At 63.5% G+C, this 11,968-nt stretch carries 10 protein-coding genes; 8 read left to right on the top strand and 2 right to left on the bottom strand.

Going from position 1 to position 11,968, the window contains the following annotated elements:
* Nucleotides 1-115: 115 nt before the first annotated feature.
* The 3 genes from dinG to E5E97_RS19095 all read left to right on the top strand — a co-directional run bounded on the left by dinG (nucleotide 116) and on the right by E5E97_RS19095 (nucleotide 4,002).
* Nucleotides 116-2,188, top strand: coding sequence for an ATP-dependent DNA helicase DinG (gene dinG / locus E5E97_RS19085; protein WP_171280799.1), 2,073 nt, complete (start codon nucleotides 116-118; stop codon nucleotides 2,186-2,188).
* A gap of 173 nt (nucleotides 2,189-2,361) precedes the next feature.
* Complete coding sequence (locus E5E97_RS19090) at nucleotides 2,362-3,021, top strand: DUF2057 domain-containing protein (protein ID WP_065478240.1); 660 nt, start codon at nucleotides 2,362-2,364, stop codon at nucleotides 3,019-3,021.
* Between the two features lie 84 nt (nucleotides 3,022-3,105).
* Nucleotides 3,106-4,002: a histone deacetylase gene (locus tag E5E97_RS19095; protein WP_171280800.1), complete on the top strand. Its 897-nt coding sequence runs from the start codon at nucleotides 3,106-3,108 to the stop codon at nucleotides 4,000-4,002.
* Between the two features lie 179 nt (nucleotides 4,003-4,181).
* On the opposite strand, the gene E5E97_RS19100 is transcribed toward E5E97_RS19095, so the two are convergent.
* Nucleotides 4,182-5,330, bottom strand: a complete 1,149-nt coding sequence (locus E5E97_RS19100; RefSeq protein WP_017409872.1) for an MFS transporter — start codon at nucleotides 5,328-5,330, stop codon at nucleotides 4,182-4,184.
* Nucleotides 5,331-5,701: 371 nt separating this feature from the next.
* Nucleotides 5,702-6,652, bottom strand: a complete 951-nt coding sequence (ylqF, locus tag E5E97_RS19105; RefSeq protein WP_171280801.1) for a ribosome biogenesis GTPase YlqF — start codon at nucleotides 6,650-6,652, stop codon at nucleotides 5,702-5,704.
* 332 nt (nucleotides 6,653-6,984) lie between these two features.
* Between ylqF and E5E97_RS19110 the strand changes: the two genes are divergently transcribed.
* The 5 genes from E5E97_RS19110 (at nucleotide 6,985) to rnk (ending at nucleotide 11,967) form a co-directional block, all read left to right on the top strand.
* A complete protein-coding gene (locus E5E97_RS19110) occupies nucleotides 6,985-8,376 on the top strand; it encodes an alkaline phosphatase (protein ID WP_171280802.1) in 1,392 nt (463 codons plus the stop codon).
* A gap of 23 nt (nucleotides 8,377-8,399) precedes the next feature.
* Nucleotides 8,400-9,794, top strand: a complete 1,395-nt coding sequence (locus tag E5E97_RS19115) for an alkaline phosphatase (RefSeq protein WP_171281241.1) — start codon at nucleotides 8,400-8,402, stop codon at nucleotides 9,792-9,794.
* 50 nt (nucleotides 9,795-9,844) lie between these two features.
* Complete coding sequence (locus E5E97_RS19120; RefSeq protein ID WP_171280803.1) at nucleotides 9,845-10,528, top strand: hypothetical protein; 684 nt, start codon at nucleotides 9,845-9,847, stop codon at nucleotides 10,526-10,528.
* 80 nt (nucleotides 10,529-10,608) lie between these two features.
* A complete protein-coding gene (locus E5E97_RS19125; RefSeq protein WP_171280804.1) occupies nucleotides 10,609-11,340 on the top strand; it encodes an ABC transporter substrate-binding protein in 732 nt (243 codons plus the stop codon).
* Between the two features lie 231 nt (nucleotides 11,341-11,571).
* Nucleotides 11,572-11,967, top strand: coding sequence for a nucleoside diphosphate kinase regulator (rnk, locus tag E5E97_RS19130; RefSeq protein WP_011706600.1), 396 nt, complete (start codon nucleotides 11,572-11,574; stop codon nucleotides 11,965-11,967).
* The last annotated feature ends 1 nt before the right edge of the window (nucleotide 11,968 follow it).

Raw genomic sequence — 11,968 nt, forward strand, 5'->3', positions numbered from 1 at the left:
CACGCCCTATATAAAGAAGAGGAGGTCGGATCTGTGCGTTGCCACATGCCTCGACCCGGGTTGCCAGTTGCAGGTATCCTGTTCCCCTTCACCCTGTGCAACGGTCATTTTTTTCATGCTGTCTACCCGTCTCAAAACCACCATTCGCAATACCTATCGACAAATTGCCGATGGCTTACCCGGTTTTGTGCCGCGCAAGGAGCAGAATTTTCTGGTGGCCGAGATAGCCAAGACACTGACCGGGGAATATGACAAACAGCGTCGCATCCTGGTGGCCGAAGCCGGTACCGGCATCGGCAAGTCTCTCTCCTATGCCCAGGGGGCCATCCCGGTGGCACGGCTCACCCAGAAGAAGCTGGTGATCTCCACCGCCACCGTGGCGCTGCAGGAGCAGCTGATCCACAAGGACCTCCCCTTCTACCACCGCCACAGCGAGCTGCCGTTTCGCTTCATGTTGGTCAAGGGGCGCCAGCGCTACTGCTGCGAGCACCTGCTGGAACAGGCCGCAAGCGGCAGCGAGATGGCCAACTTCGAGTTCGACTTCGGCAGCCTCAGCAAGCACAAGCCGTCAGACGCCGACAAGAGCTGCTATCAGGCGCTGTGGCAGGCCTACACCGACGGCAAATGGGATGGCGATCGGGACAACTGGCCCAAACCCATCACCGATCTCTGCTGGGATCGCATCGCCGCCGACCGCCACACCTGCAACAAGGCTCTCAGTCATCATCAGCACTGCCCCTTCCACCGCGCCCGCAACGACATGGATGCGGCCGATGTGCTGGTAGTCAACCACGCCCTGCTGCTCTCCGACCTCACCATGGGGGGCGGCATCATATTGCCGCCGCCGGACGAGTGTATCTATGTGCTGGATGAGGCCCACCACCTGCCCACCATCGCCCGCGATCACGGCGCCGCCTCGGCCAGTGTCAAGGGTTCGCGCCGCTGGCTGGAGAAGCTGGCGCAGGGTGCCGGCAAGCTGGCCAGAACCCTCAACAAGGAGAGCCTGCTCGATCCCCAGCTCAAGCTGCAGGATGCACTGGCCTCCCTGCAGCCGGATCTGAAGGCGCTGGAGCAGTGGCTCGCCGCCAACGACCGGCTGTTCAATGAGGAAAAACACTATCGCTTCGCCGATGGCGTCCTGCCCGCCCCTCTGCCGATGCTGGCGGAAAACCTCAAGGAGGCGAGCAAGAAGGCACTGCGGGCGCTGGACAGAATGCAGGGCGCCATTGGTGAGGCGTTGAAGGATGGCGAGATCCGCCGCAAGGAGGCCGAACCCCTGCTGGCGGAGAGCGGCTTCTATCTGCAGCGGCTGGAGGGGTTCTGCGCCCTGTGGGAGATGCTGGGGCGGCACGTGGCACAAGGCAAAACGCCGTTGGCTCGCTGGATGGTCAAGAGCGATGACGGCGACATCTGGCTGCATGCCTCCCCCATCGAGGTTGGCTATCTGCTGGAAGAGTGGCTCTGGTCCAGGTGTCTTGGCGCCGTGCTGGTGTCCGCGACCCTGACCGCCCTCTCCTCGTTCAGCTATTTTCGCCATCAGGTGGGGCTCAAAGAGCACGACGGCACCCGCTATCTGCGGCTGCGCTCCCCCTTCGATTACCAGAAGGCCGAGCTCTATCTGCCCAAAATGGAGCACGAGCCCAGCGCCCCCGCCTTCACTCAGGAGCTCATCAGCACCTTGCCCCGCCTGCTGGCAGGCAAGGAGGCGAGCCTGGTGCTGTTCTCCTCTTACCGGCAGATGAACGAGGTGGCGGTGGGGCTGCGGGCCAAGGGGCTCTCCCTGCTGGTGCAGGGCGAAGCCTCCCGCAATGCCCTGCTCACCCTGCACAAGCAAAAGTGCGATGGCGGCCAGGCCAGCATCCTGTTCGGCACCGGCAGCTTTTCGGAAGGGCTGGATCTGCCCGGCCACTACCTCACCAACCTGGTGATCACCAAGCTGCCATTCGCGGTGCCCAACTCGCCGGTGGAAGAGGCCACCGCCGAGTGGGTCGAGAAGCGGGGCGGCAACCCCTTCCTGCAGCTGACAGTACCTGAGGCGTCGCGCAAGCTCATTCAGGCCTGCGGTCGTCTCATCCGCAAGGAGGCGGACAGGGGCCGGGTCACCATCCTCGACCGACGTCTATTGACCAAGCGTTATGGCAAGGGGCTGCTCGACGCGCTGCCCCCCTTCAGCCGTCGGATTGAGTAAGACAAGGGTCGATTGCCTCGGTCAGAACCCGTGCCGTGGCTCGCGTTCGCTTTAAACAGCGAGGCCGAGAGGCAACCCAGGCGCCATAAACGCCTATTGCTGCCCTTGGGCAAACCTGTAAAAATGAGCCCCTGTTTTTCAGTGGGCACTCGCCGACTGTTCAAGGAGATGAAATGAAACTGACTGTTCTGGTGCCGGCCCTGGCTGGTCTGTTGTGGGCAGGTAGTGCCCTGGCCGATGCCCAATTGGAAGTGACCAACCCCTACGTCGTACAGCTGATCGATGGCCAATCCATCAATCCCAAGCTGCTCGACAAGACCAACACCTTTCCCCTCAAGGCCGGCAAGCACCAGCTGGTCGTCGCCTTCGAAGGCAACTTCTCCAGCCGCAGTGACATCAAGCTGGTGACCGCCGAACCGCTGGTGATCAACTTCACCGCCGCCGACAACCAGAAGCTGGTGCTGGACTACAAGAAGCCGCGCAACGAAGCTGAAGCCAAGCTGTTCGTCAAAGAGCAGAAAGTCGCGCTGAAAGACAAGAGCAGCAACCAGGTCGTCGCCAGCGAGCAGTTCGTGCTGCCGAAAGTCGAAGGCTTCCAGCTGACCCGTGACTATCAGCAAGAGCTGCTGAACATGGGCAAAGCCTTCAACCAGCCGGCCACGGTTGCCGTCTCCACCGCCGCCGTCATGGCCGCCAACAGCGCCCCGGTACAAGTGGCCCCGAGCAAGGCTCAGAGCAACCCGGAAGCCCTGACCCAGCTGCAAAACTGGTACAACAAGGCCGATGCGGAGACCCGCAAAGCCTTCCAGATCTGGGTGATCCAGCAGCAGTAATGGCGCGCGAGCACTCGTTTCGTGCGACAAGGGGAGCCTGGCTCCCCTTTTTCATATCTGCCTCTCCACCAAGGCCCTGCCGTCATGTCACTGCGCATCTTCTATCACCCCCTCTACTCCGCCCTGGCCCTGCCCGCGCGTCATCGCTTCCCGCTGGCCAAGTACCAGGCGCTGTTCGAGCGACTCGGCAGCCTCGGCTATCCGCTGGCAGAGGCCGCCCCCGCCACTCCTGAGCAGATAAAGCGGGTGCACGATGCCGCCTATGTGGAGGCAGCCCTCGCCGGCACCCTTGATGCAGGCGCCATTCGCCAGCTCGGTTTCCCCTGGTCGCCCCTGTTGATGGAGCGCACCCTGCGCTCGGTGGGGGCCACCCTGGCCGCCAGCCGCCACGCCTTGGAGCAGGGTTGTGGCTTGCAGATCTCCGGCGGCTATCACCACGCCCACCGGGATGTTGGCAGCGGCTTTTGCCTCTTCAACGATCTGGTGATCGCCGCCCAGATGTGCCTGGACGAAGGGCGCTGCGAGCAGGTATTGATCATCGATCTCGATGTCCATCAAGGGGATGGCAGCGCAGCACTGTGCGAGGGGCGGCGCGACATCATCACCCTCTCCCTGCACGGGGAGCACAACTTCCCTCGCCACAAGCCCGCCTCCCACATGGATTTTCCCCTGCCAAGCGGCATGGCGGACGATGCCTATCTCACCACGCTGGCAGAGGCGCTCAACCTGGCGCTGCGGCTCTACACCCCCGACCTCATCCTCTATCAGGCCGGGGTCGATGTGCACCGGGACGACGAGCTTGGCTATCTCGCCTTGAGCGATGAGGGGGTCCGCCAGCGCGATGCCATGGTCTTTGACTGCGCACTGCGGCACGGGCTGCCCATCGCCGCCGTGCCGGGCGGCGGCTACCGGCGCGACTGGCAGCAACTGCTCCCGCTGCATATGTCCTTGTTTGAAGAGGCGAAAAAGCGCTACGGCTAGCCGTTTATCTCTTCGTCAATCTCTCATCTCCATGAATCTCTAACTGGCAACCGTTGCAAACAACAAGGCGGCCCTGGGGCCGCCTCTTCTATATACCGGGTACCCTATTGATAGCGGGCACCCTAGCTCCGCCTTGCACCCCTTATCGGGAAGCGAGGCTGGCGTCTTGCAGCCCCCATTCAGGCGTGGGCCACCGGCGTCGGGTGTTCACCCAGCTTGCGCAGCAACATCAGCAGATACACGCACGACACGCCGGCGATCACGATGAACAGCTGATTGTCCGAGTAGTGCTGCATCAACAGCGCGGTACAGGCCGGGCCCAGCAGGCTGCCGATGGTGTAGCTCAGCAGCAGCGCCTGATTCATCGCCACCAGCTGATGGTGCTCGACCTTCTCGCAGGCCCACGCCATGGCCACCGGGTAGAGGGTGAAACCGGCGGCGCCCAGCACAAACAGCGCCGGGCCCATCGCCACGCCGCCGAGCATGGCCCCGCACCCCAGGATCACCACCAGTACCTGTACCCGCAGCACCGGCAGGCGCCCGAACCGATCCGCCAGACGGCCCACCGGCCACTGCCCCAGGATGCCCGCGCTCACCATCACCGCCATCCAGTAGCCAATGCCGGCATCGCTCACCCCTCGGTGGTTCAGATAAAGCGGCATCAGGCCGTACAGCGACCCCAATACCATACCGGAGATGATGCAACCATCGACCCCGAGCCGCGCCTGCCGCAGTCGCAGCATAGGCCACACCCGGGTACTCCCTTGCTGCTCATTGCGCTCACTGACGATGCGGGTGAACAACAGCGGCAGGATAGCCGCCAATACCAGCCCGGTCGCCCAGGGCAGTACCTCCATCAGGCCGGTCGGCAGCTTGCTGACCAGCAGCTGCCCGAGCACGGTCCCCAGGTAATAGACCATCATGTAGGCGGCCAGCAGGCGCCCTCGATTGCGCGCGTTGCCACTGCACATCAACGCGCTCTCCACCACCACCCAGATCATGGCGCAGCCGATGCCGGCGAGGAACCGCCAGCCGAGCCAGCTCCAGAAACCAAGGGTAATGCCGAGCCCGACACAGCCAGCGGCAAAGAGGGCGGAGGCCAGGTAGTAGCTGCGGTTGAACCCGTAGCGTTTGATCAGCGCCCCCGCCAGCAGGGTGCCCAGCAGGTTGCCGCTGAAATAGGAGGAGCTGACCATGCCCACCTGCCAGGTCGGCAGATTGTCATGGGCCAGCCAGAGTGGAACCAGGGTGTTCAACACCGCGATGGCCAGCGTGAGCAGCAGCAGGCCGCAGAGCAACAACAGCACTGGCCGGGTGTAGGTGGTCATGGGTAATACCGTGCGGAGAGTCAAAATGCGAGCGCATCATGCCACCGCCAATGCCATTGTCAATCGGCGTTAATTGGCGCAGGGGATGTTTTTTTCACGCTGGCAACAAATCCTCATTTGGCACAGACCTGCACTTGCTCGGCAGCCGGCTTATCCCCTTGATTAACGGGTAGTTTGGCGGTCTTGCTGGGGCATGACCGGTCGTTCATCCCCATCGACCTTGCGCGGCGCTATGAACAGGGCCGCGGAGCACGCACACAAAAGCGCGCCACCACAGTGGCCAAGCCGCCCCGTCATTGATGCTCAATCAGCCCAAAAACGAAGAGGCGACCCCAGGGTCGCCTCTTCGTGAGTACCAGGCTCAATGCCGGTTAGCGCTGACGCTTCTTGGCGTACTTGCGACGTGCCCGCGCCTGACGCTCCTCTTCCCGCTCGGCCTTCTCCTTGGCCTTCTGTTCGGCCTCCGCCTCGGCTTCCACAATCTCGACGCTCACCATCGCCGGGGTCTCCAGCGAGATGCGGCCCAACAAGCCTGAGCGGAACTCGTTGACCAGGATCTCGGAGGCCTTGTGCAGATCGGCCAGGCCGCCCTTGCGCATGAAGCCGCGCTGGCGGGCGATGAGCTCCAGCAGCTCGATCTCGGTTTCCGGCAGCTCGCTCAGCTGATAGCGCGCCTGGATCCGCTCCGGGTAGGCCTTGATGAAGTAATCGGCGGCAAACATGGCGATGTCGGCGTAATCAAACACCGTGTCCTTGATGGCGGCGGTGATGGCCAGCCGATAACCGCAGGAGGGCGGGTTGAGCTTGGGCCACAAAAAGCCCGGGGTATCGGTCAGGATGACGTGGTTGTCGAGCTTGATCCGCTGCTGGGACTTGGTTACCCCCGCCTCGTTGCCGGTGCGGGCTATAATGCGCCCGGCCAGGGTGTTGATCAGGGTAGATTTGCCCACGTTGGGAATACCCATGATCATGGCGCGCACGCCGCGCAGCTCCAGATTGCGCTCCGGCAGCATCTCGTGACAGAGGGTCAGCAGTTGCTTGATCTTCTCGGGCTCCTGCTGGGTCAGGGGCAACGCCTTGATCCCCTTCTCCTTTTCCATGTGGGCCACCCACAACTCGGTGATCTCGGGGTCGGCGAGATCCGCCTTGTTGAGCACCTTGATCACCGGAGTATCGCCGCGCAGCTCGGGCACCAGCGGGTTTTCGCTGGAGAAGGGGATGCGGGCGTCGAGCATTTCGATGATGACATCGACCTGGGGCATGACCTCGGCAATCTCTTTGCGGGCCTTGTGCATGTGACCGGGGAACCAGTTGATGGACATATCCGTTACTCTCATCTAGGGACTGCGGGCGCTGGCTTGCGGTGGTGCGAGCGGCGAGCGGTGGCGGACGCAGGGCGTCGCAAGGGGGCGCATTTTACCTGCACACGCCCTGATTTGACAGGCCATTCTAGCCGCCAGCCCGCAATCCGGCCAGATTCTCCCCCACCCGGCCCCCTCGCCCACCGGCGTCCCGTGCTCCGGCTGCATTAATATAAGCTATTGATACAACATAACATTCACGCAACACCTTCATCGGATTGTCATCCCGTTTCACTAAAAGTGTCATCTGCGACCTCTAGGCTGCGCTCAGGTTTTACAAGGAGCGAACCCCAATGAGAAAGATGGCAGGACTTGCATTGATGATCGGCGCCGCCCTGGCTGCCGGCTGCAACTCCAACAACGACAGCAGTGCGCCCGCCCCCGGCGCCAAGAACGTGATCTTCTTCCTCGGCGACGGCATGGGTCTCAATACCCTGACCGCCGCCCGCATCTACGGCGTCGGTGAAGAGGGCAGCCTCACCATCGATACCCTGCCGGAGACGGCCTTCATCAAGACCTTCTCCCACGACGCCCAGGTGACCGACTCGGCCCCCTCCATGTCCGCCTACATGACCGGGGTCAAGAGCAACAACGGCGTCATCAGCATGGACAGCGACGCCACCCAGGAGAGCAACTGCAGCAAGAGCGGCGGCAAGCCGGTCACCACCTTGCTGGAGCTGGCCAAGGCCGCCGGCCGCGGTACCGGGGTGGTCACCACCACCCGGGTGACTCACGCCACCCCGGCCGCCACCTATGCCCACCTCTGCAACCGGGATCTGGAAGCCGACATCGCCGCCCAGCTGGTGCCCGGCGGCGCGGGTTACAACAGTGCCCTCAAAGAGGGGGTGGACGTGGTGCTCGGCGGTGGCAGCAGCTTTTTCCTGCCCAAGGCAGACAAAGGCAAGCGCGAGGATGGCCGCAATCTCATCGATGAGATGAAGGCCAAGGGCTACCAGTTTGCCGGCAATCTGGACGAGCTGAACAAGGCCGAGGCGGGCAAGCCGCTGCTGGGGCTGTTTGGCTCAAGTCACATGAAATATGACCTGGACCGACCCGCCAGCGAGCCTTCCCTGGCCCAGATGACCCTGGCCGCCATCAAGCAGCTCAAAGACCAGAAACAGGGCTACTTCCTGATGGTGGAAGGGGGCCGCATCGACCACGCCCTGCACGACACCAACGCCAAGCGTGCCCTGCAGGACACCCTCGCCTTCGACAACGCCATCAAGGCGACCCTCGACGAGGTAAAGAAAACCGATCCCGAGCTGAAAAACACCCTGATCGTGGTCACCGCCGACCATGACCACACGCTAGTCCTGAATGGTTATGCCAAGCGCACCGGCAAGACCACGGCCGACAACCCGGGCGTGCTCGGGCTGGTGAAGAACTACGAAACCGGCGAGCCGAGCAAGGATAGTGATGGCATGCCCTACACCATCATCGGCTTTGGCAACGGCTACAACCGGGTGGACGGGCCGCGCAGCAGCGTGGCGCCGCTGGATGACGCCACCGTCTCCGCCAACGACTATCACCAGGAGGTGGTGGTCAAGGTGGGCGAAATCGGCAACGAGACCCACGGCGGCACCGACGTCTTCCTCGGCGCCATCGGCCAGGGAGCGGACAGCTTCCACGGCTCACTCGACAACACCGCCGTGTTCGGCAAGGTCAAGGCTGCGGCCGGGCTGTAAGGAGCATTCCCATGAAAAGAGCCATCAACCAATCCATGAAGCAGAACCTGCATAAAACCCTGGTCAGCACGGCCCTGCTGGCCGCCCTCGGCGGCGCGGCCCAGGCACAGGCCAGCGATGCCAAGAACGTCATCCTGTTCATCGGCGACGGCATGGGCCCCACCGTGCTCACCGCCACCCGCCTCTACAAGGTGGGAGAAGAGGGCAATCTGGAGATGATGAAGCTGGCCCGCAGCGCCCGCATCAAGACCTTCTCCAACGATGCCCAGACCACCGACTCGGCCCCCTCCATGGCGGCCTACACCACCGGGGTCAAGATGAACAACGAGGTGATCGCCATGAGCAGCGACACCAAAGCCGTCGCCCCCGGCAAGGACGCCAACGGCAACAAGGGCGTCAACAACTGCACCAGCGACAACGGCAAGCCGGTACCCACCCTTCTCGAGCTGGCCAAGGCGGCGGGCAAGTCGGTGGGGGCCGTCACCACCACCGAGCTGACCCATGCCACCCCGGCCGCCACCTACTCCCACATCTGCCACCGCGATGCCGCCTACGCCATCGCCGCGCAGGCGGTACCGGGCGGCGCCGGCTTCAACCAGGCGCTGGGGGACGGGGTCGACGTGCTGATGGGGGGCGGCGCCAACCACTGGACGCCTTACAACAGCACCAGCAACAAGGGTGGCCGCGCCGACGGGCGAGATCTCACCGCCGAGCTGACCGCTCAGGGCTATCGCTACGTCACCACCAAAGATGAGCTGGCTGGCGTCAACTCGGGCAAGGTACTTGGGCTGTTCAGCGCCAAGTCCCACCTCGACTACGAGCTGGACCGCGTCGCCAAGGGGGCGGCCAATACCCAGCCGTCGCTCTCCGAGATGACCGCCAAGGCGATCGATCTGCTCAGCCAGAACAGCCAGGGTTATTTCCTGATGGTAGAAGGGGGCCGGATCGACCACGCCCTGCACGGCACCAATGCCAAGCGCTCGCTCACCGACGCGGTGGCGCTGGACGACGCAGTCAAGACGGCGCTCGGCAAGGTGGATCTGAAAGATACCCTGATCGTGGTCACCGCCGACCATGACCACACCATGACCATCAACGGCTACTCCGCCAAGGGCAACAAGGTGCTGGATCTGGTAAAAAATGGCGATGGCTCGACCCAGAACGACGTGGATGGCAAGCCGTTCACCACCCTGGTGTTCGGCAACGGCCCCAACCGCCCCGACGTGCGCCCCACCCTCACCAGCGATCAGGTGATGGCGGACGACTACCTGCAGGAGACCGGGGTCAAGCTCGGCTCCGAGACCCACGGCGGCGGCGACGTGATGCTGTTCGCCGACGGTGCCGGCAGCAGCCGCTTCAAGGGGACGCTGGACAACACCCGGGTGTTCGGCAAGCTGAAGGAGGCGCTCGGCCTGTAAACGGCAGGGCCCGGCGCGGTGCCGGGCCCTGCTCGTTCGAGCGATCACCCATGATGCGATATTTACTTCCGTTGTGGCTGCTCGCCAGCAGCCTCGCTTTTCCCCTCCTGGCCGATGAAGTCCCCGATCTGGCCGCCCGCATCCGCTATCAGGACCGGGTGACCAGCAGCGACGGCATCAGCAAGGAGAGCCAGTGGCAGGAGAAGTGGCTGCGGGTCGGCGATCAGGTGTGGAGCCAGCGACTCATCCCGCTGCCGCTTGCCCGCGCCTATCACGCCACCCACGATGCCACCCCGGGCCACAAGCACTTTACCCATCAGATGGCGGCACGCTGGGTGACCCGCGACCAGCAGGGGATGCTGCAACTGCGCTACGCCGACAACTGGCACAACCAGCTGGTGGAGGTACCTGAAGAGGAGTACGGTCAGGTGGCTTTCAAACCCGACTGGCCGCGGATCCGCCATCTCATCAACCCGGCCCTGTTGCAGGAGATGACCCCCCTCGACGAGGCGGCCCCCGAACAGGCGCGCTGGTATGAAAAACGCGAGGGCAGGCAGCGCACCCGCATCCTCTGGTCGAACCGCTGGCAGCTGCCGCTGGTAGTGGAGTCGGCAAGCCTCGACGGTTATCGCAGCTACCGGATGGAGGTGACCCTCAAGCCCCTGCCAAAGAGCCTGCCCTGGCAGCAGCTGGAGGGCTACCAGACCCTGGATCTGCGGGATTTCTTCGACTGACGGGACGCCCCGAATGGGGTGAGCTGATTTGTGCTGACGGGATGTTACACTCTGTGTACTCATCCCGGATCCGGCCTGCCATGCGTACTTCCCTGCTCTTGCTGCTTTGCGCCCTGCTCTTCCCCGCCACCCAGGCTAAGGCCGTGGTGGTCATCGCCGCCGAGATCCCCCCCTATGTCATTCGCTCCTATCAGGGCGCCCCGAGCGGCATGGCCATCGAGGTGCTGGAGGAGGCGGCCCGCCGCCTCAAGGAGCCGCTGACCATCGAGCTGATGCCGCTGGCCCGCGCCCTCAGCCAGACCCGCCACCGCCAGGACGTGCTGCTGGTGCCGCCGGTGCGCAGCCCCCAGCGCGAGCCGCAGTTCCTGTGGATTGCACCGCTGCTGGACGAGGCCTTCGTGCTGGTCAGCCATCGCCACTACCACCCGGTCCCCATCACCAGCAAAGAGCTGCCCGGCCTCACCGTCGGCGTGATGCGCGGTTCCTATGGCCAAAGCCTGCTGCAGCCCTACCCGCAAGTGAAACAGGCGCTGGTGGCCGAGGAGATCCACAACGCCAGCAAGCTGGCGCTGGGCCGCATCCAGGGCTGGGCGGTGGCCTGGAACAGCGCCCGCTACAACCAGCAGCAGGCCGGCCTGCCGCTGGCGGATCTGGTGCGCGGCGACACCCTGCAGCGGGCCTCGCTCTATCTGGCCGCCAGCCCTCGTTTCCCGGCCGCCGAGGCGACCCGCTGGCGCAAGATCATCGCTACCATGCGCGACGATGGCAGCCTGGCGCGCATCATCAAGCAGTACGATTACCAGGCCCCCTGACAAGCTTGTCAGGATAATTGCCAAAGCAGTCCAGAATGGTTATGGTATCCCCATGAAAGCGCTCATTATTTTATCAAGCCAGCTCACACCCCGTTGAGCCCCCGCCCTCGCCTCCGACAGCGAGTCGTTCGGGGGCATCGCATTCCCGATCTGTTTTTTCGTATCGCACACTCTTTTTCGACCAGCTTGCCCGTCATCCTGGTCCTTTAACCCATTGATAAGGAATATCTTATGAAACAGCCTCATCTCGTGATCTCCAGCCTGGATCTCGACCGCATCGAGCAACTGCTCGGCAACCATCCCCAGCACCTGGCCCTGCAGGAGGAGCTGGATCGCGCCGAGATGCGCGAGCCGGCTGACATGCCGCCGGACGTGGTCACCATGAACAGCACGGTGCGCTTCAAGATGCCGAGCAGCGGCAACGAGTTCTGCCTGACCCTGGTCTACCCCAAGGACGTGCAGGGTGACGAGTCGAAGATCTCCGTGCTGGCCCCGGTCGGCAGCGCCCTGCTCGGCCTGAAGGTAGGCGACAGCATCGCCTGGCCCGGCCCGGCCGGTCGCACCATCGAGGTGGAGATCCTGGAAGTGGTCTATCAGCCGGAGCGTGCCGGCGAGCTACACCGCTAAT

The sequence above is a fragment of the Aeromonas sp. 2692-1 genome (assembly GCF_013085505.1).
In the GTDB taxonomy this organism is placed as follows: Bacteria; Pseudomonadota; Gammaproteobacteria; order Enterobacterales; family Aeromonadaceae; genus Aeromonas; species Aeromonas hydrophila.